This window comes from Bradyrhizobium sp. LHD-71, from assembly GCF_031157255.1.
GTDB lineage: Bacteria > Pseudomonadota > Alphaproteobacteria > Rhizobiales > Xanthobacteraceae > P52-10.
Window position 1 is genome coordinate 68,317 of sequence record NZ_JAVIFX010000019.1, and the last position, 17,841, is coordinate 86,157.

The 17,841-nt window shown below is 64.1% G+C and carries 17 protein-coding genes; 10 read left to right on the plus strand and 7 right to left on the minus strand.

Going from position 1 to position 17,841, the window contains the following annotated elements; all coding sequences use genetic code 11:
- Nucleotides 1-116 precede the first annotated feature (116 nt).
- A complete protein-coding gene (locus RCO31_RS20970) occupies nucleotides 117-1,457 on the plus strand; it encodes a sensor histidine kinase (protein ID WP_308970416.1) in 1,341 nt (446 codons plus the stop codon).
- A 77-nt stretch (nucleotides 1,458-1,534) separates the two neighbouring features.
- Nucleotides 1,535-2,638 (plus strand): transporter substrate-binding domain-containing protein, encoded by a 1,104-nt coding sequence (locus RCO31_RS20975; protein ID WP_308970417.1) that lies wholly within the window; start codon nucleotides 1,535-1,537, stop codon nucleotides 2,636-2,638.
- 125 nt (nucleotides 2,639-2,763) lie between these two features.
- On the opposite strand, the gene RCO31_RS20980 is transcribed toward RCO31_RS20975, so the two are convergent.
- Together RCO31_RS20980 and cobS are read right to left on the minus strand one after the other, a co-directional pair.
- Nucleotides 2,764-3,333, minus strand: a complete 570-nt coding sequence (locus tag RCO31_RS20980; protein ID WP_308970418.1) for a histidine phosphatase family protein — start codon at nucleotides 3,331-3,333, stop codon at nucleotides 2,764-2,766.
- The gene (cobS, locus tag RCO31_RS20985; protein WP_308970420.1) at nucleotides 3,330-4,106 is read right to left on the minus strand and encodes an adenosylcobinamide-GDP ribazoletransferase; all 777 of its coding nucleotides are present in this window, start codon (nucleotides 4,104-4,106) and stop codon (nucleotides 3,330-3,332) included. Before cobS ends, RCO31_RS20980 begins: the two co-directional genes overlap by 4 nt.
- A 36-nt stretch (nucleotides 4,107-4,142) precedes the next feature.
- Between cobS and cobT the strand changes: the two genes are divergently transcribed.
- Nucleotides 4,143-5,159 carry a nicotinate-nucleotide--dimethylbenzimidazole phosphoribosyltransferase gene (gene cobT / locus RCO31_RS20990; protein WP_308970421.1) on the plus strand — a complete coding sequence of 339 codons (1,017 nt, stop codon included), beginning with the start codon at nucleotides 4,143-4,145 and terminating at the stop codon, nucleotides 5,157-5,159.
- 13 nt (nucleotides 5,160-5,172) lie between these two features.
- On the opposite strand, the gene RCO31_RS20995 is transcribed toward cobT, so the two are convergent.
- Both RCO31_RS20995 and RCO31_RS21000 read right to left on the minus strand, forming a co-directional pair.
- On the minus strand, nucleotides 5,173-5,571 hold the full coding sequence (locus RCO31_RS20995) for an isoprenylcysteine carboxylmethyltransferase family protein (protein WP_308970422.1): 399 nt from the start codon (nucleotides 5,569-5,571) through the stop codon (nucleotides 5,173-5,175).
- 54 nt (nucleotides 5,572-5,625) lie between these two features.
- A complete protein-coding gene (locus RCO31_RS21000; protein ID WP_308970424.1) occupies nucleotides 5,626-5,841 on the minus strand; it encodes a hypothetical protein in 216 nt (71 codons plus the stop codon).
- Between the two features lie 154 nt (nucleotides 5,842-5,995).
- On the opposite strand from RCO31_RS21000, the gene RCO31_RS21005 reads away from it, so the two are divergent.
- Together RCO31_RS21005 and RCO31_RS21010 are read left to right on the plus strand one after the other, a co-directional pair.
- On the plus strand, nucleotides 5,996-6,439 hold the full coding sequence (locus RCO31_RS21005) for a hypothetical protein (protein WP_308970425.1): 444 nt from the start codon (nucleotides 5,996-5,998) through the stop codon (nucleotides 6,437-6,439).
- Between the two features lie 99 nt (nucleotides 6,440-6,538).
- Nucleotides 6,539-7,735 (plus strand): FAD-binding domain, encoded by a 1,197-nt coding sequence (locus RCO31_RS21010; RefSeq protein WP_308970426.1) that lies wholly within the window; start codon nucleotides 6,539-6,541, stop codon nucleotides 7,733-7,735.
- 47 nt (nucleotides 7,736-7,782) lie between these two features.
- Here RCO31_RS21010 and RCO31_RS21015 read toward each other — a convergent pair whose 3' ends face one another.
- Nucleotides 7,783-9,588 carry a phospholipase D-like domain-containing protein gene (locus RCO31_RS21015; protein ID WP_308970427.1) on the minus strand — a complete coding sequence of 602 codons (1,806 nt, stop codon included), beginning with the start codon at nucleotides 9,586-9,588 and terminating at the stop codon, nucleotides 7,783-7,785.
- Between the two features lie 140 nt (nucleotides 9,589-9,728).
- Between RCO31_RS21015 and RCO31_RS21020 the strand changes: the two genes are divergently transcribed.
- Complete coding sequence (locus RCO31_RS21020; RefSeq protein WP_308970429.1) at nucleotides 9,729-10,712, plus strand: NAD(P)-dependent oxidoreductase; 984 nt, start codon at nucleotides 9,729-9,731, stop codon at nucleotides 10,710-10,712.
- 27 nt (nucleotides 10,713-10,739) lie between these two features.
- On the opposite strand, the gene RCO31_RS21025 is transcribed toward RCO31_RS21020, so the two are convergent.
- Nucleotides 10,740-11,963, minus strand: a complete 1,224-nt coding sequence (locus tag RCO31_RS21025) for an MFS transporter (RefSeq protein ID WP_308970431.1) — start codon at nucleotides 11,961-11,963, stop codon at nucleotides 10,740-10,742.
- On the minus strand, nucleotides 11,960-12,712 hold the full coding sequence (locus tag RCO31_RS21030; protein ID WP_374991517.1) for an SDR family NAD(P)-dependent oxidoreductase: 753 nt from the start codon (nucleotides 12,710-12,712) through the stop codon (nucleotides 11,960-11,962). The genes RCO31_RS21025 and RCO31_RS21030 overlap by 4 nt, the downstream gene beginning before the upstream one ends.
- Before the next feature lie 83 nt (nucleotides 12,713-12,795).
- On the opposite strand from RCO31_RS21030, the gene RCO31_RS21035 reads away from it, so the two are divergent.
- The 4 genes from RCO31_RS21035 to RCO31_RS21050 all read left to right on the plus strand — a co-directional run bounded on the left by RCO31_RS21035 (nucleotide 12,796) and on the right by RCO31_RS21050 (nucleotide 17,752).
- Nucleotides 12,796-13,422, plus strand: a complete 627-nt coding sequence (locus RCO31_RS21035) for a TetR/AcrR family transcriptional regulator (protein WP_308970433.1) — start codon at nucleotides 12,796-12,798, stop codon at nucleotides 13,420-13,422.
- A 56-nt stretch (nucleotides 13,423-13,478) separates the two neighbouring features.
- Nucleotides 13,479-13,961: a DUF3016 domain-containing protein gene (locus RCO31_RS21040; RefSeq protein ID WP_308970434.1), complete on the plus strand. Its 483-nt coding sequence runs from the start codon at nucleotides 13,479-13,481 to the stop codon at nucleotides 13,959-13,961.
- A gap of 297 nt (nucleotides 13,962-14,258) precedes the next feature.
- Entirely contained in the window at nucleotides 14,259-15,977 is a 1,719-nt protein-coding gene (locus tag RCO31_RS21045; RefSeq protein WP_308970435.1) for an ABC transporter ATP-binding protein, read from the plus strand.
- The gene (locus RCO31_RS21050; RefSeq protein WP_308970436.1) at nucleotides 15,974-17,752 is read left to right on the plus strand and encodes an ABC transporter ATP-binding protein; all 1,779 of its coding nucleotides are present in this window, start codon (nucleotides 15,974-15,976) and stop codon (nucleotides 17,750-17,752) included. The genes RCO31_RS21045 and RCO31_RS21050 overlap by 4 nt, the downstream gene beginning before the upstream one ends.
- Nucleotides 17,753-17,841: the final 89 nt, after the last annotated feature.

The window sequence follows — 17,841 nt, forward strand, 5'->3', positions numbered from 1 at the left end:
ACGCGCCCGCATCTAGGACAAGTTGTAATCACAACTGATGCAACAGTTGAGACGGCGCGGCTGGGGAAGTCTGAAAAAGAAGCAGGGGGAGTGCGAGAAAAAAGTGAGTGCAGGGAATGCAAGACCGCTCGATCTTTCTATACATCGTCGAGGCGATGTCGCAGCCGGGCTGGCGGACCGCAGCGCTCGCGGTGGCCATCGTCACGATTGGGCTCTTCATCAGCACGACGTATCGGATGAAGGCCAGTCAGAGGCCGTCGAAACAACGTCGACCAGCGCCGGTCAATAGCGGGACCACTTACGATTTCACGGCGAACCGCCGGCCGGAGCCGCCGCGGGTCAACAGCAGGTTTCAATACGTCGATTTTCAGGAGTCGCTCGGCCTACTGCATATGATCCTGGAATCGCTGAACGCGCGAACCGCAATTCTCGATAGTTCGGGCCACGTGATCGAAGCCAATGCCGGCTGGCAGAAATTTGCACGCGAGTCACACATTCCGCGCGATGAGACAGCAGAGCTTACAATAACCAGACTGCAGCTGCCGCCCGAGCAGCCGGTGAGCGAGGCGATCCTCGCTGTCGTCAAGCAGGTCGTCGACGGCACGCGCGACAAGTACAAGGTCACATATCATTCGCAGGAGCATGGTCTGGAGAAGGTCTACGAATTCTCCGCGGCGCGGATTGCTGCGCACGGCACGGCGCACATCCTGGTCAGCCACGAAGACGTCACCGATATGCGCGAAGCGACGGTCGCGATCCGCGAGCTATCGAAACATGTCACCGAAATCGAGCAGGAAGAGCGGCAGCGCATCGCCGGCGAATTGCACGACGTCACCGGTCAGCACCTGATCGCCATCAGCCTCAACCTGATGAACTTGCGGCGGGAGATGAAGATCTCGCGCAAGGGCGAGCGGTTGATCGAGGACATCGAGCGCTCCACCGAGGAGGCGCAGCGGGAAATTCGGTTGCTCAGCTACCTTTTGTACCCGCCGCAGCTCGAGCACGACGGCGCGAAGGTGACGATCGAGCACTATATCGACGGCTTCGCGCGCCGGGCGGGCTTGCAGGTCAGGCAGACCATCGCGGAGGAGGTCGACACGCTGCCGATCGAGCTGCAGCGCTCGGTTTTGCGCATCATTCAGGAAGCGATGGCCAACGTGCATCGCCATGCCCAGGCGACGTCGGTGGCGGTCAAGGTCAAGACCGATCCCAGAGGGCTCTATGTCGAGGTCAAGGACAACGGACGCGGCATGCCGCAGTGGGACGCGTCGCGCAGCGATCAGCAGCCCCGGATCGGCGTCGGCATCTCGGGAATGAAAGCCCGCCTCCGGCAGTTCAACGGGACGCTACAGATCGAAAGTTCGAGCGCAGGCACAATCTTGCGGGCGCAGATTCCCTCGGCTGGGACGCCGACCCTCGCCGGCCGGATCGCATCCGGTTCGCGGACGCTGCAGTAGAGGACGCGACGCGACGGCCGACCATTTGAATCACGCATCGGTGCCGCCATTGATCGCCTCCTCTTGACGGGATTCGCTTGAAGCGCGCTGCAACGATACTGGTCGCCTTCGCCATGCTGCTCTTGCCCTCGTTTGCGGGCGCGCAAGCCACGGTCGGCGTCGGTATTTCACCGCAGGGTGTCCTCAATGTCGGTGTGAAGGACGCACCGCCGTTCGCGATGAAGCGGCCGGATGGGGACTGGCAAGGCATCAGCATCGATCTCTGGCGGAAGCTCGCGCAGGATGCCGGCCTCGCGTTTCGCTTCGTGGAAGCGCCGACGGTCAACGGCCTGATCGAAGGAGCAGCTAACGGCAGCTTCGACATTGCGGTCGCCGCATTGACGGTCACTGCCGGTCGGGAGCGTGTCGTCGATTTCACGCACAGCTATTACGTCAGTGGCCTCGGCATCGCCGTTCCAGCGGAAGGCGTGATGAGCTGGACGCCGGTGGTGCGCGCGATCACGTCCTTCGGCTTTATTCAGGCCGTCCTCGCCCTGGTTGGACTGGCACTGGCGACGGGATTCGCCGTCTGGCTTTGCGAGCGGCGCCGGAACGAGAGCTTTTCGGGCGGCGTCGCCAGGGGGCTGACGTCGAGCGTGTGGTGGTCGACGCTGGCGATGACGCAGCGCTCGCCGACAGGTTCAGGACCGATGACCCTGCCGGGCCGATTGATCGCAATCATCTGGATGGTCACCTCGATCGTCGCGCTCGCGGTGTTCACGGCGGGCGTCACCTCGGTGCTGACCACCAGGCAGTTGCAGGGCGCGGTGAACGGCGTCGGCGATCTTGGCTCGGTTCACGTCGGCACGGTGGCGGGGACCGCGGCGGAAGAGACGCTGGCGCGAATGAATGTTGGCAATGTCGGCTTTGCGACGCCGATCGACGGCCTGAAGGCGCTCCGGCGAGGAGAGATCGACGCGTTCGTCTACGACCGACCGTTGCTCGCCTGGCATATCCGCCAGGGGGACGCCGGGTCGGTCAGTGCGATCAGGCTCCTCGATGTGCTGTTCGATCCGCAGAGCTATGCGTTCGCGCTGCCGAACGGCAGTCCCCTGCGCGAGCAGCTCTCGATTGCCATCCTGAGCGATCTGCAAAGCGACTGGTGGACACAGACGCGCTCGCGTTATCTCGGCGCGAATTGAAGTACGTCGGCACCGGCGCAAATCTCTGCGAGCCGCCGAGCGGGATTCCGGGACGCGATCGACGGCATTGAACAGGGGCTCTTCTCGGAGTCCTCTTTACGAGCCTCGTCTTCGGAGTGACTGAGTCATGCCCGGTAGTTGACGGTGTCGATGCGCCAGCCGTCGATGAGCCGGTCGATCCGCGTTATCGACAAGGGATCGATGACGAAGCGCAAGGCGTTTTCGGCGGCGAGATCCAGTGCAATCGCGAGTGCGGCCCGGATCGTGCCCGAGTGAACGATGAGAATCACATCGCCGGCAGGAAGCGCCGCCAGCCCCGCGGCAACCCGTTCGATCTGATCGACGAAGCTCTCGCCGCCCGGCGGCCGGTTGTCGGCGGGCGCACGCCAGAATTCCTCATAGGCGCTGCCAAGCTCGCGTGCGAGTTCGTCGTGGCGACGCCCTGTCCATGTGCCGAAATCCTGTTCGCGAAAGGTCGCGTTCTTGGTGGGACTCAAGCCAAGCGCCAGCGCTGTCTCCCAGGTCCGGCGTGCGGGACTGCAGAACGCCGAACCCGCAGCGGGCAGCTCGCGCCGCACGGCGTCGAAATGCGCGGTGTCGCCAAGGTCTGCCGGTGTGCCAGGGGCATGGATCACGCCGCGTGGTCCTGCCACGGGCGCGTGCCGAACAAGCCAGAGTCTGGACTCCGCGCTCATGCCGGATGCGGCGCCAGCGCCGCCGCCATCAGCAGCAGGATCGCGGTCTCGGCGACTTGTTCCGCGCCGCCGAGCACATCGCCGGTCTGCCCGTTGATCTGTCGTTGCGCCAACATTGCCATGCCGCAAGCGCTCGCGGTTGCGGCAAGCGCAGCCACCACCGCAGCCGGCCACGGCAACACGAGGAAGGCGATCAGGAGTGCGGACGTCACGGCGCCTGCGGCGGTCGCGCGCGTCGGTGTGCCGGCCGTCGCGGCGAGCCCGTCCTGACGTGCATTTGGCAAAGCTCTGACCATGACGGGAAGAATGCCACGCGCCAGCGCGTGGCAGGCTACGAGGACAGGCAAGACGGTTGTCTCGGGCAACGCAGCGAGCGCCGACAACTTGACGGCGAAGCTGACGAGCAGGATCAGCGCGCCATAGGTGCCGAGCCGGCTGTCGCGCATGATCTCGAGCTTCGAGGCCTTGTCGTGGCCGCCGCCGAAGCCGTCCGCGACATCGGCAAGCCCGTCCTCGTGCAAGGCGCCCGTGAGCAGCGCGCTGATTCCCAGCGCAAGCGCGGCGGCTGCCGCTCGCGGCAGATCGAGCGCAACCAACGCGAGGTAGCAGATACCCACCGCAAATCCGATGGCCGCGCCGACGATGGGGAAGACGCGATGCGCGCGCACGAAATTGACGGGCGTCGGCCCGTCCGGATGTGGCATCGGCAGGCGCGTGAGGAAGGCAATTGCCGTGCGAAGATCGCTGAGCAATTCCGTTGTGATAGAGGTCATCAGCCGGCCATTTTGATTCTGCAACAACGGAAAGTCATGCGATTCGATAGTCTAGACGATATTGCCGCGTTTTGTCGTGACTTGCCGCGGGGCAACGCGGCCGCCGCATCGGTTGCCGCTGCGCGTCAGGCGAAGCTGACCAAGCCTCCGGGGAGTCTCGGCCGCCTTGAGAGCCTGGTCGAATGGATGGCGCGCTGGCAGGGCAGCGAAATGCCGCATCTCGAACGTGCCGCGGTCGCAGTGTTTGCCGGCAATCACGGCGTCGTTGCACGCGGCGTTTCCGCCTATCCGCAACAGGTCACCGAGCAGATGGTGCAGAATTTCGCCGCGGGAGGGGCTGCGATCAACCAGATCGCGCGACTGGCCGACGCGGTGCTGCGCGTCGTGCCGATCGATCTTGCGCGGCCGACGAGCGACTTCACCCTTGCTCCGGCGATGGACGTCGACGAGTTCCTGACAGCGGTCGACATCGGCTACTGCACGGTCGAGCCTGACGACGACCTGCTTGCCGTCGGTGAAATGGGGATTGGCAACACGACGGCGGCTTCGGCCTTGTGTGCGGCGCTGCTCGGCGGTGACACGGCGCGCTGGATCGGCCGTGGCACGGGCGTGAATGATGACGGCCTGGAGCGCAAGCGCGCTGCGGTGGCGGCGGCGCTCTCCTGCCACGCGGCCATTCTCGGCAGCCCGCTGCAGGTCGCTGTCGCACTGGGCGGGCGTGAACTGGCCGCGATCGCCGGCGCCGTGCTCGCCGCGCGACAGTACGGCATCCCGGTCCTGCTTGACGGCTTCGTTGCCACCGCAGCGATGCTGCCGCTCGCGCGGCTCGATCCAGGCATTTTGGACCATTGCCGCGCGGCGCATGTCTCAGCTGAGGCCGGCCACCGGTTGCTGTTGCGCGAACTCGGCCTGACGCCTTTGCTCGATCTTGACATGAGGCTGGGCGAAGCGTCGGGCGCCGCCACGGCGATCCTGCTGCTGCGCGCGGCGCTCGCGTGCCACGCGGGCATGGCTACATTTTCGCAGGCCGGCGTTACCGACTCAAATGGATGACGCTTGACGTGCCTTACCAGACGAACGGGATGAACCGGTAGCGCACACGCGCGGCGTAGTCGTCGTAGCCGCTGAGCTCGTTGCGCAGGGTGCGCTCCTCGTGGACAGCGCGCCAGGCGATGCCCAGCATGAACAGCACGGAAAGTGCGACGCCGCGCCACGAGCCGAGCAACAGCGCGATGCCGGGAAAGAGAAACAACGTACCGGCGTACATGGGATGACGCACGATCGCGTATGGACCGGTGTCGATCACTTTCTGGTTCTCCTGCAGCTTCACCACCGGCGCGGCAAAGGCGTTCTCGCGAAACGTCCACCACGTGCAGAATCCATAAAGCAATACCCCAAGGGCGCCCAGGAACTGCAGCCATGGCGGCACCGCGGCGAAGTTCGTGCGCGCTGCGTCCCAACCCATGAACGCCATCCAGCCGCAGAAGGCCAGGATGAAAAGACTGAGCCAGACCCGGTCTCAGGGCTTCTGCGCCCGCTGAATTGGCGATGACATGCGCTCGCGCAACAGGCTCGGGCTATGCTTGGAGAGCCAGAGAGCCATTGCCACGCCGCCCACGGCAAACAGGCCGATGAGTGTCCATGCGCCGGGAAATGCCAGCGTGCCGGCTGGCCAAAAGATCAAGACGGCGAGCAGGGCCGTCCAGATCAGCATCTGTAGCAGAATCAAGATCATCGTGCGCCTTCCCACGAGTTTGCGCGCCTCGTCTGCATCCTGCGTCGGCGCGCAAAGGCAGGCTCCAGTATCGCTCTGCCCGAAGCCGCCCTGAGGTGGACGGCTCGATAATTGGTGTTATATTCGGTATATGCCGAATATGTCAAACAAACGGATGGCCGCATCGGAGGCCCGATTCATCGAAGATATCGCCCGGCTTCTGCTGCCGTGGGGCGTGCCGTCGACCGCGGCGCGCCTCTACGGTTACCTTTTGCTCAGCGCGGAGCCGGCCGACCTGGATCGCATCGCGCGCGACCTTGAGATCGGCAAGAGCAGCGCCAGTGTCGCCGCGCGGCTCCTCGAGAAATACATGCTTGTGCGTCGCCTCGGCGTGCGCGGCAGCAAGCGCGTCCTTTACGAGGTCTCCGACAACTATGTCGACATGCTGGCCGAGCAGAACCGCCTGCTGCAGGCGCTCGCGGACGTGCTGCGGGCGGGCACCCGCGTCACCAGATCCCGTGCGACACGCGATCGTCTTGCCGAGATGGCGGATTTCTATCTGGTCGTGCGTCAGGGCATGGACGCCACGTTCGATCGCTGGCGCGCGAAAAAGCGATAAGCGCTGGGGCGTGCGGGACCGGTCTTTCGTCGTTGCACGCGATGGAGCAAGACCGCGGGCTGTGCGTTGGTCGATTGTGCTTCAGCGGGAGGCTCCGACGTGAAGATTGCCATTAACGGTGCAGGTGTCGCCGGTCCCACGCTTGCCTACTGGCTGCGCCGGTACGGACACGAGCCGGTGCTGATCGAAGTGGCGCCGCGCCTGCGAACGGGCGGCTACGTCATCGACTGCTGGGGTACCGGCTACGACGTCGTCGAAAAGATGGGGTTGCTGCCGATGCTTCGCGAACAGGCCTACAATGTCGGCGAGTGGCGGCTGGTGGATGGCGAAGGCCACAGGACGGGCGGCATTTCCACCTCGACGCTCAATCATCTCACGCACGGCCGAGCCATGACGCTGCAGCGAGGAGCGCTGGCATCGACGATCTACGGCGCGGTGTCGAATGACGTCGAAACGATCTTCGGCGATTCGGTCGCCGCGATCGAGGAAAATGGAGACGGCGTTCGCGTCAGCTTCGATCGCCATCCGGCGCGGGATTTCGATCTCGTCATCGGCGCGGATGGGCTGCATTCCCGCGTCCGCGAGATTGCCTTCGGCCCCGAGAGCGCGTTCGAGATCGGCCTTGGCTACCATGTCGCCGCCTTCGAGGTGACGGGGTATCGGCCGCGCGACGAACTTGCGTATGTCAGCCACAATGTGCCTGGGCGGCAGATATCGCGCTTCGCGCTTCGCAACGACAAAACGATCTTTCTGCTGGTGTTCGACACCGCCTTGATGGGCGGCCGCTCGCCGTCCACGCCCGGCGAACGCAAGGCCGTGCTGCGCGACGTCTTTGGCGGCGTGGCTTGGGAAGCGCCGCAGATCCTCGCCGCGATGGAGGCTGACGATGACATCTATTTCGATCGCGTCAGTCAGATCCGCATGGAGCAATGGTGGAAAGGCCGTGCCGCCCTGATCGGCGATGCCGCGGCGGCCGTCAGTCTGCTGGCTGGTGAGGGCACGGGGCTCGGCATGGCCGAAGCCTACGTGCTCGCCGGCGAGCTGAGCGCAGCTGCCGATGACCACGCCACGGGCTTTCGTCGTTATGCGGAGGTCATCGGCGCCTTCGTCCGTCGCAAGCAGGACAACGCGAAGGCGATGGCCGCGTCGATGGTTCCGAAGAGCGCATTACGGATCAAGCTGCGCGATGTCGCCACGCGCCTGATGGCCATACCGTTTCTCGCCGATTATTTCATCGGTCGCGACATGAGGGAGAGCATCGATCTTCCCGACTATTCGAAATGGCTGGCGAGATGACCGGGCGTCCGTAAAGACGTCCTTTCGCGGGTCTGCGGAAGCCGGGTCTACGAGAGCATCTTTGCATTCGCCATACTCACGAATATCTCAACTCGCTTGCGACGAAGCTTCCCCGGCTTGTACTTGTCCAGCCAATCATCGCTCTCCCTGAGAAACAGGCTGCTTTCCGCGGCAGCGCCTGACGGGCGGCCATCGCCCAAGCTGGCCTGCTGGATAGAGCGGAAGTAGTAGTGAAAGAACAGCCGATTGAATTCAGTGAAGTAGATATCGGCGACGCGCTCATTGCCCCGGATCAGCAACATGTTCTCGTCATTGTCGTTGATGGACGGATCGGAGAAATTGGCAGATCCCGTGATGACGATCGGATCTTCCCCCAGCGGATCCTTCAGCAAGAACTTCGAATGGACATAGCTGACATGGGTGTTGAGGCTCAGTGTCCGCGCATTCGTTTCTCGCGTCCATTGGTAAAGGGCGTCCCGCAGATACGATCCCCACGCCTGATAGACATTGTGGGAAACCTTCAGCTCGATAAACGGGGCTTTTGAGCGGGGATTTGGCTTGTCCTGCTTTTCGAGAAGCAGGAAGCTGACATGGCTGTCGGCGTCGTTGTCGACCAGTTTGTCCTTGAAGCGCTTGTTGACGCCGAATGCGAGCGTGACGCATGCGACGCTGTCCGCTTGATCAAGCGCCGCAGCATACATCTCGAGCACCTCGTCGCCCCTTCGCGGGCTGAAGACGGCTGAGGTGCCCTCCGGGATATCCTGCCACGTCTGGGGCACCTCTCGTAGTTCCATAACGGCTTCGCGAAATTTCGTTTTTCTTGCAGTGGACGTCTTCCGATCATCGCCGTCTTTTGAGCCCGGATCTGTCTGAAGAAGATTCCAGTAGTCACGAAACGCAGCGGCGATCTCGGCATTTCGCACCCAATGACCGACATTGGTCTGTCCGTGAATCCCGCCGACGGAAAGATTGGTCGATCCGGTCCATACTTCCGCAGGTGTCTCGGCCGACCCGCGCAGCAGGATCATGAACTTATTGTGCTGAATGCTGCTTGGATTGTTCTTGCGCCAACGCGCTATTGCGCTCGCCGGCAACTTGGCCGCCTTCACCGTCCGTTTGTTCTCTTCCTTCGGGAAGCTCTCTTTGTGCTTGCCGTCCTTATCGGTCGATTCGTTGTCCTTGGCGTCGAGAATGAGGCGGACGGTGATGCCGCGATCAATCGCCTGCTTCAGCCTCTGTGCGACAGCCAAATAGCGAAACTCGTAGAAGCAGCCGAGGATGGTGTCGCCAGGCCTTGCGCCATCGATGAATCTCAGCAGAGCATCATCCAGGTCGCGGCTCAACCACTGCAATGCCTCTTCACGTTTCTTCGGATCCTCAATTTCATCCGGCGACTTGTTGTCGAATCTGCGACTATAAGCTTGGCTGCTCGCGACGCCGCGATTGAAAAATATGTCGTGCTCCCCATCGGAGAACAACGGCTCGGTCTGCACGGCGATGCGGATGGGCTCTGCACCACGGTCGATATTCTTTGGTTTGCCCTTCAAGGGATGAAAATAATAGACGTAGTCACGACCTTCCTTTGCGGTGAAGTCATCCCAAACGAAGCTTTGGATGGGGTGGTCGTACGTGCTGACGCTCGTCGTCTCGTCCGGCCGTGGGATGACCGATCTGAAAACCTTCATGCCGTAGACGTAGTAGCGCTGATCTTCCTTTGGATCATGACGCTCTACCGCGAATCCCAACAGGCCCTCAGGATCCGCCTCACGGAAATCAATGGCGAATGACACCGTATTGATGCCGGTTACCGCGTAAACGCGATAGCCGCCGGTTTTCTCCGAAACGAAATGCATTGCTCGCCCCTGCTGAGCACGGCGGGAAGCGATTGAAAATGCCGGTTCCGGCCGATATGACAACCGTACCGTCAGGTTGTGACGAACTTATCTCATGATGGACGCTGGCGTTCCCGTCGCTTGTGGAGGAACAGAGCAGGATGAAGGTGCTGGTCACCGGCAGCAGCGGTCACCTCGGCGAGGCGCTGATGCGAACCTTTCGAGCCGAGAACCGATCCGCGCTCGGAGTGGATATCAAGCCGTCGCCGTTCACGGATCGGGTCGGTACCCTCTGCGACCGCGACTTCGTGCGGAGATGCATGGAGGGTGTTGGCGCCGTCATCCATGCCGCGACGTTGCACAAGCCGCATGTGGCGACCCACAGCCGACAGGCCTTTGTCGACACCAACATCACCGCCACGCTGAACCTTCTTGAGGAAGCCGTCACGTCGGGGGTGACGGCCTTCATCTTCACCAGCACCACGAGCGTTTTCGGTTCCGCGCTGACGCCGGCGCCGGACGAGCCCGCCGCTTGGGTGACGGAGGATGTCGCACCGATTCCGAAGAACATCTACGGGGTGACGAAAACCGCGGCCGAAAGCCTCTGCGAGCTGTTTGCACGCAAGCACGGCCTGCCGGCGATCGTGCTGCGGACGTCGCGCTTCTTCCCCGAAGCTGATGACGATGCCGCGATCCGGCAGGCGTACGAAACGGCGAACGTCCAGGCGAACGAGATGCTGAACCGTCGTGTCGACATCAAGGACGTGGTGAGCGCCCACCTGCTGGCACTGGAGAAGGCGGCAAGCATCGGCTTTCGCCGCTACATCATTTCGGCGACAACCCCCTTTACGCACGACGACCTGGCAGAACTTCGTCGGCACGCGCCGGCCGTGGTGTGGCGCTTGTTTCCCAAAGGCGAAGCGCTCTTCAACGCGCGCGGATGGCGGCTTTTTCCGAAGATCGACCGTGTCTACGTCAACGAGCGCGCCAGGAGGGAGCTCGGCTGGCAACCGACCTATGACTTTGGGCAGATGCTGGACTGTCTTCGGGCAGACCAGGACTTTCGCAGCCCTTTGGCGCGAGAGGTGGGCAGCAAGGGCTACCACGAACGCGTCTTCAAGGATGAGCCCTATCCCGTCGCGTAGCTCGTGCGCAGCGCCGGGTGTGCGCGATCAGCGCCGCGCGCACGTTACGCTCGGTGAGCGAAGTCGAGTTGCCGCCTTCAGCCCGACAGCGATGACCAGGGCCGCTGCCGCAGCGGCGGCACCGCCGTAGCCGATGGCTTCGACGCCGGCGTGGTCGACGATATGTCCGCCGACCGACGCGCCGACGCCGATACCCAGATTGCAGACCGAGATGTTCAAGGAGGAAGCGAAGGCTGGCGCCTCGGGGGCGGCCGCCAAGGTGCGGACCTGACTGATGACGAAAGCCGCCATGTGTGCCGTTCCCCACAAGCCGAGAACGAGCGTAAGCAAGCGCGGCTCCTTCGCCGCGGGAGCGATTGCCGCCATGGCCAGCATGAGTGTGAGCGCCACCCACGCCGTGGCGTTGAGTGGATCGCGATCGACGCTGCGTCCAGCGAGCCAGTTCCCGAATATGCCGGCGATGCCAAACCCGATCAGCGCCCAGGCGACTGCCGCCTCGCCGAGGCCGACGACGGTGCCGAGAAAACCGGCGACATAGGTATAGCCGACAAACATCGCTGCAAACAAAGCACCCGACAGCAACAGATGCGTCAGGAAGACCGGCTGCCACAGCAGCGAGGCCTCGGCCAGGATCGATGGCGGCGTTTCCGCGTCCACGCGCGGAAACCAGACGATGATGAGAAACGCCGACGCGACCCCGAGCGATGCGAGGACGGCAAAGCTCGTGGTCCAGCCCGCCATGTCGGCGACGAGCACGCCAGCGGGGACGCCGAGCACCGTCGCGGCGACGACGCCGATATTGACGATCGAGACGGCCCACCCCTCCCGCCCGGTGCCCGCGAGGCGCGCCGCGGCGACGATGGCGACGCTGACGCCTGTGGGCAGCACGCAACCCTGCAAGAGGCGAACGGCAATGACGACGGAATAGTCCGGTATCAGCGCGATTGCGAGATTCCCCACGGCGAACACAATTGCTGCCACGACGAGAACATGGCGCGGATCGCGCCGGCCGGCCAGCATCGTCAGTGGCGGACCGATCAGCGCTCCAGCAAGCGCGAACGATGTGACGAACCAGCCGGTATCGGCGAGCGAGACCTCAAGGTCGCTCGCCATGCCCGGCAGTAGTCCGACGACGGCGAACTCCGTCGTGACAATCACGAAGAGCGCAAACGCGAGCAGCGCCACGGTGCGGCGGAAACCTTGCGCCGGCGGCGCTGCTTCCGCCGAAACTTCGGCGACTTCGCCGCTCATGCGTTGGCGCCGCCGTCGATCGTGAATGCGGCTCCCGTCACCGCACGGCTTTCGTCGCTCGCGAGCCAGGCGACAACGTTTGCGACGTCGCGCGGTTCGCCGAAGCGCGGGATGGCCATCAGGCTCCGCTGCGCGTCGGCATGCTCGCCATTGGCAGGATTCATGTCCGTATCGGTCGATCCCGGATGCACGATGTTGGCGGTGATGCCGCGCGGCCCGAGGTCGCGCGCCATGCCCTTGGTCAGTCCGATGAGCGCGGCCTTGCTGAGGCTGTAGAGGCTGAGGCCCGGTCCGGGCACGCGTTCGGCGAGGTTGCTTCCGATCGAAATGATGCGCGCGCCTTCGCGCATGTGGACGGCTGCGGCCTGGGAGGCGACGAACACCGCGCGCGTGTTGATGGCAACTGTCTGCTCGAAGTCGTCCAACGTCAGGGCGTCGAGCGGTTTGGCGACGAAGATGCCGGCATTGTTGACGAGGATGTCGAGTCGCCCGAACTGGGCGACCGTTCGCTCCACGGCCGCCCGCACCGCGGCGGGATCCGTATTGTCTGCGGCAATTGCAAGACCTCGCCGTCCGGCACGTTCGATCTCGGCGACGGTACTGCGCGCCTTGTCTGGGGTGCTGACGTAGGTCAGCGCGACGTTGGCTCCTTCCTGCGCAAGACGCCTGGCGATCGCTGCGCCCAGCCCGCGGCTGCCGCCCGTCACCAGCGCCACCTTGTCCTTCAATCCAGTCACTGGAACCTCCATTTTGTAATGATCGACACAGAAATAGAGGTCTTGCAGGAGAAGATCAAGCGATTTATTTATCGGACGATACAAAAAGGAATGACATGGCAGAACGAGGCCGCCCGCGCAGCTTTGATCGCGCAGCCGCTTTGCGGCAGGCGATGGAGGTGTTTTGGGCCAAGGGCTATTCCGGCACGTCGATGGCCGACCTGACAGCGGCGATGAAGATCAATTCGCCGAGCATCTATGCCGCCTTCGGCTGCAAGGAGGAATTGTTCCGCGAAGCCGTGGTGCTGTATGGCGCAACGGAAGGTGCGCGAATCTGGGAGCGGATGACGGCCGCGCCGTCGGCGCGGGCGGCGATCGAGACCATGCTGCGCGTCAGCGCCGAGGACTACACGCGACCCGGCAAGCCGCGCGGCTGCCTTGTCGTGCTCGGCGCCATCCATGCCGACGACGGCAATGATGCAGTTCAGCGCGAGTTGCGACAGAAGCGGGTGCATAACGTCGACCTGCTCGCCCGGCGGCTCGAGCGCGCGGTCGCGGAAGGCGAGCTGCCGGAAGGGGTGGACTGCCGCGCCGTCGCGACATTCTACGCAACCGTCCAGCACGGCATGTCAATTCAGGCGCGCGACGGCGTGTCGCGCAAAAGCCTTCTCAACGTCGCTGATTGTGCCATGGTTGCATGGGACGGTCTCGTCGCTGCGCGCGGTAACACGGGCAAATCCTGACGGGCTGGCCACGCGACGGCAGCACGTGGGTGTCCCGCCAGCCTAGGAGGCACACAATGATTCGGACAGCGCTTGTCGGAGCAGCCGTTGCAGCGATCCTGTTTGCGCCGATGCCGAGCCTCGCGAGCGTGAAAGTTCGCTTTGTCAATCCGGAGCGCTACACCGACGCGGGCACCTTCGACGCCGGATCGCGGGAGGCGACGCTCGCGGAGCTGCGCGCGTATCTCGAGCGGCTGGGCGAGAGGTTTCTCGCACCGGGCGAGGCGTTGATGATCGATGTGTTGAACGTCGATCTCGCCGGTCATCGTGAGCCGTGGCGGCGCAGCTTCTCGGACGTGAGGATCATGCGGGACGTCACGCCGCCGAGGATCAAGTTGCGCTACGTGCTGAGCGAGAAGGGAAAGCGCAGGCGGAGCGGCGAGCAGGATCTCACAGACATCAACTACCAGATGAACAGTGCCCGCGCGTCAGGCGATCGTTATGGTTATGAAAAAGCGCTGCTGGCCGATTGGTTTCGGCAAAACTTCGCCAGGCGCTAGTGTCCCGAATCCGAAGTTCGCCGTACCTTGCAGCGAGTTCAGAGCGAACTTCGGATTCGATCAGGACACTAGCAAGTTTATGATTCTAGTGTCGTTTATGGATCGGAAATTCGCGACTCGCGGCAACGATGGTGTGAATTTCTGATCCACGACACTAGCCGCCGCGACACCGGTCACCATTCGGCGGATTGAACTCGTCAGTTAGAGGCAATCTAACATACCAGTCACGCGTGCGAATTGACAATCGACCGACGGTCAGTCGATCCTGCTCCAGGCACCGAACCGGAGGACAGGGTCGTGAACAGACAATTGTTGGGGCTGGCCGGCCCCGTCAGGTGGCGGATCGTGTTGAGCGCCGTCCTCGGCCTTATGGTGACGGCCTGCTATGTGCTGCAGGCTATTTTCCTTAGCTTCGCGCTCGCTGCGTTGTTCGCCGATGCCCACATCGAAACTGTGGTCTGGTGGATCGCGGCGTTTGCGGTCGTGGTCGTGGCCCGGGGCGCGCTCGTGTGGCTCGTCGAGCTTGCGGCGCAAGCCATCGCGCAGCGCACCAAGGAACATCTTCGTCTGCAACTGCTCTCGCGCTTGATCGAGATCGGCCCCGGCATGCTGCTGCGGCGTCAGACGGGAGATCTGCAGGCAACGATCGTTGCCGGCGTCGAAGCGCTTGAGTCCTATTACAGCCGCTACACGCCATCGATCTTCGTGGCGATCTTCGGTTGCCTTGGCGTCGTCGCCTGCCTCGCCTGGGTGGACTGGATGTCCGCCCTGCTGCTCGGCGCCTTCGTCGCCGCCTTTCCGATTGCAGACACGCTCTGGCTGCGCTGGCGTATGCCGACGTCGTCCGGCATCTTTGCCGCCATGGGCGCTTTCGGCGCGTATCTGCTCGACAGCCTGCAGGGCATCGTCACGCTGAAGGCGTTCAACGCCACGGCCGCTCGCCGCGCGAGCCTCGCCCGACGCGCTGCAGACCTGCGCCATGAAGCCATGACGGCGCTGTCGGTGACGCTGATGCGCACGGGCCTCACCGGCTTCATCACGCTGGGCGGCACCGCGCTGGTGCTCTCCGTCAACGCCTGGCGTGTCGCCGCCGGCGAACTCGCTCCGGTCGCGCTGTTCATGACGCTGTTCCTTGCGCGCGAAGCGTTTCGACCGCTCGATCGGCTGGAGAAGGAATTCCACACCGCCTGGGCCGCGAGCGGCGCGGCCGCGCCGATCACGGAGCTGCTCGCCACTGCGCCGGAGGTGGCCGAACCGGCGCGCCCGGTCACCGCGCCCCTGGCCAGCGACATTGCCTTCGAGCAGGTGAGTTTCGCCTACGGTGACGGCGAGCCGCAGGCGCTGTCCGCGGTGTCGCTCGTCGCGCGCGAGAACGAGTTCGTTGCCCTGGTCGGTCCGTCGGGCGCAGGCAAGTCGACGGTGATCGCACTCCTTCTTCGCTTCTTCGATCCGACGTCGGGCTGCATTCGGATCGGTGGCACGGACATCCGCAAACTCTCGCGTGAGACGTTGCGCTCGCGCGTCAGCGTCGTGTCGCAGGACAGCTACCTGTTCCACGGCACCATTGCCGACAACCTGAGGATCGCCAAGGCGGATGCGACAGCCGACGACATTCGTGCGGCTGCCAAGGCGGCGCACATCCACGACTTCATCGAGAGCCTGCCGCGCGGCTACGACACCGAGATAGGCGAACGCGGCGCGCAACTGTCCGGCGGTCAGCGCCAGCGCTTGTCGATTGCGCGGGCGCTGTTAAAGGATGCGCCGATCCTTTTGCTGGACGAAGCGACCTCCAGCGTTGATCCACGCAGCGAGCAAGCGATCAGGGAAGCGCTCGATGTGCTCGTCGGCCGCCGCACCACGCTGGTGATCGCGCACCGCCTCTCCACCATCCGCAAGGCGGACCGCATCCTGGTGTTCGATGCGGGACGGATCGTCGAGGAAGGCAATCACCGCAGCCTTGAAGAGGCCGGTCGGCTCTATTCCAGGCTGATGCAGGCGCAGAGGGAAGCCGCATGACGGACCTATCGATTGAGACAGCATCCGCACCTCCACCGGAGCGCGAGCGCGCGAGCGGACTCCTCGGGCTGATACCGCTGGTGCGCAATCGCCGCATGGTGCTGACGCTCACGATCCTGTCCGGAATCCTCGCACAAGCGGCGACGCTCGCGAGTCTCGCCGTCGGTGCCTGGCTCGTCGGCCGTGCCGTCACCGGTACGGCCGGCGAACACCTCGTGCCGGGCTTCTGGCTGCTGGGCGCACTCGTCGTCGTCGCCGCAGGCGCGCGCTGGTGGCAGGCCTACATCTCGCACGACCTCGCTTTCGCGCTGATCGAGACGCTGCAGGTCGGCATCTATGACGGCCTTGAGCGCGCTGCGCCGGGCTACGTACTCGGACGGCGCACCGGCGAACTGGCGTCAGTCGCAACGAACGATGCGGAGCTGATGGAGTTCTTCTACGCGCATACGCTCGCCGACTATGTCGGTGCCGTGGTCGTGCCGCTGGCAGCACTGGCGGCATTGTATGTCATTCACCCGCTCGTGGCGCTGGCGCTGCTGCCGTTCCTGCCGCTCGTTGCGTCGGTGCCGTTCTGGCTGGCTCGTCGCGCCGGCGAGCAGGGCGCGCGGGTCATGGAGAGGCTCGGCCTTCTCAACGCGGAGACGGTGGAGATGATCCAGGGCCAGCGCGAACTTGCCGTCTTCGGCCGTGCGCGCGATTTCCTTGACCGGTTGATGGCGCGGACGAAGGCGCTGGCCGTAGCGCAACGTCGCTACGGCTCGCGTGCCGGCCTCGAGCACGCCGCCATCGATATTCTGACCGCGCTGGCGGTGCTCGCGGTGGCTCTGGTCGGGGTTGTTCTTGTCGCGCGCGGCGGCCTCGATCGCGCGCTGTTTCCGCTGGTGATCGTACTGGCCGGAGGAGCGCTCGCGCCAGTCGTCGAGGTCACGCAGACTGCGCGCAAGCTCGGGGAATTGCGGGCCGGCGCGGCGCGCGTCCTCGCCATCTTTCACCAGCGGCCAGCGATCGCCGATCGAGGTCGGGACGCGCGTCCGGCGGATACCACCGTCCGCTTTGAAAATGTCGGCTTCGCCTATGCTGACAGCAGTCGCGGCGCTGTCCTCAACGACGTGGATTTCGTCGTGCAACCCGGCGAGACCGTGGCGCTGGTTGGCCGTTCCGGCGCTGGCAAGAGCACTTGCGCGAATCTGCTGCTGCGCTTCTGGGATGTCGGCACCGGCCGCATCAGCATCGGCGGCCACGACATCCGCGAACTGCCGCTGAGCTTACTTCGCAAGCTCGTCGCCTACGTGCCGCAGGACGTGCATCTCTTCAACGAGACGGTCGCAGGCAATATCCGGCTCGGCATGCGCGGGGCATCTTTGGCTGAAGTCGAGCGCGCGGCGCGGCTCGCACAGGCGCATGACTTCATTATCGACCTGCCCGATGGATACGACACCATCTGCAGTGAGCGCGGCGCCCGTCTTTCGGGCGGCCAGCGCCAGCGCGTCGCCATTGCGCGGGCGCTGCTTGTCGAGGCGCCCATCCTCGTGCTCGACGAAGCCTCATCGAGCCTCGACACGGAAAACGAGCGCGCGCTGCAGGCTGCGATGGACGAGTTGCGGCGCGACCGCGCGGTGCTCGTCATCGCCCATCGCCTCTCCACGATCCGCAGTGCAGACCGCATCGTCGTGCTCGACGGCGGCCGCGTCGTGGAGGAGGGCGGTCACGACGACCTTCTGGCCCGCGGCGGCGCCTACGCGGGCCTCGTTGCGTCTTCCGAGGAGTTCCAGTGAACGGTTGACTTATGGTCGGTCACGGAACAATCCGTGGATCCTTGAAAAGAAGGCGTCAGTGGACGCAAGCGAGGCCGGCTAGTGTCCCG

Bases quoted from the DNA above. Each gene is read 5' to 3' on its own strand.
- RCO31_RS20995 (WP_308970422.1), bottom strand. From the start codon at position 5,571: ATGGGTTGGGACGCAGCGCGCACGAACTTCGCCGCGGTGCCGCCATGG.
- RCO31_RS21040 (WP_308970434.1), top strand. From the start codon at position 13,479: ATGATTCGGACAGCGCTTGTCGGAGCAGCCGTTGCAGCGATCCTGTTT.
- RCO31_RS21015 (WP_308970427.1), bottom strand. From the start codon at position 9,588: ATGCATTTCGTTTCGGAGAAAACCGGCGGCTATCGCGTTTACGCGGTA.
- RCO31_RS21005 (WP_308970425.1), top strand. From the start codon at position 5,996: ATGGCCGCATCGGAGGCCCGATTCATCGAAGATATCGCCCGGCTTCTG.
- RCO31_RS21000 (WP_308970424.1), bottom strand. From the start codon at position 5,841: ATGATCTTGATTCTGCTACAGATGCTGATCTGGACGGCCCTGCTCGCC.
- cobT (WP_308970421.1), top strand. From the start codon at position 4,143: ATGCGATTCGATAGTCTAGACGATATTGCCGCGTTTTGTCGTGACTTG.
- cobS (WP_308970420.1), bottom strand. From the start codon at position 4,106: ATGACCTCTATCACAACGGAATTGCTCAGCGATCTTCGCACGGCAATT.
- RCO31_RS21025 (WP_308970431.1), bottom strand. From the start codon at position 11,963: ATGAGCGGCGAAGTCGCCGAAGTTTCGGCGGAAGCAGCGCCGCCGGCG.
- RCO31_RS20980 (WP_308970418.1), bottom strand. From the start codon at position 3,333: ATGAGCGCGGAGTCCAGACTCTGGCTTGTTCGGCACGCGCCCGTGGCA.
- RCO31_RS21035 (WP_308970433.1), top strand. From the start codon at position 12,796: ATGGCAGAACGAGGCCGCCCGCGCAGCTTTGATCGCGCAGCCGCTTTG.
- RCO31_RS21050 (WP_308970436.1), top strand. From the start codon at position 15,974: ATGACGGACCTATCGATTGAGACAGCATCCGCACCTCCACCGGAGCGC.
- RCO31_RS21020 (WP_308970429.1), top strand. From the start codon at position 9,729: ATGAAGGTGCTGGTCACCGGCAGCAGCGGTCACCTCGGCGAGGCGCTG.
- RCO31_RS21030 (WP_374991517.1), bottom strand. From the start codon at position 12,712: ATGGAGGTTCCAGTGACTGGATTGAAGGACAAGGTGGCGCTGGTGACG.
- RCO31_RS20970 (WP_308970416.1), top strand. From the start codon at position 117: ATGCAAGACCGCTCGATCTTTCTATACATCGTCGAGGCGATGTCGCAG.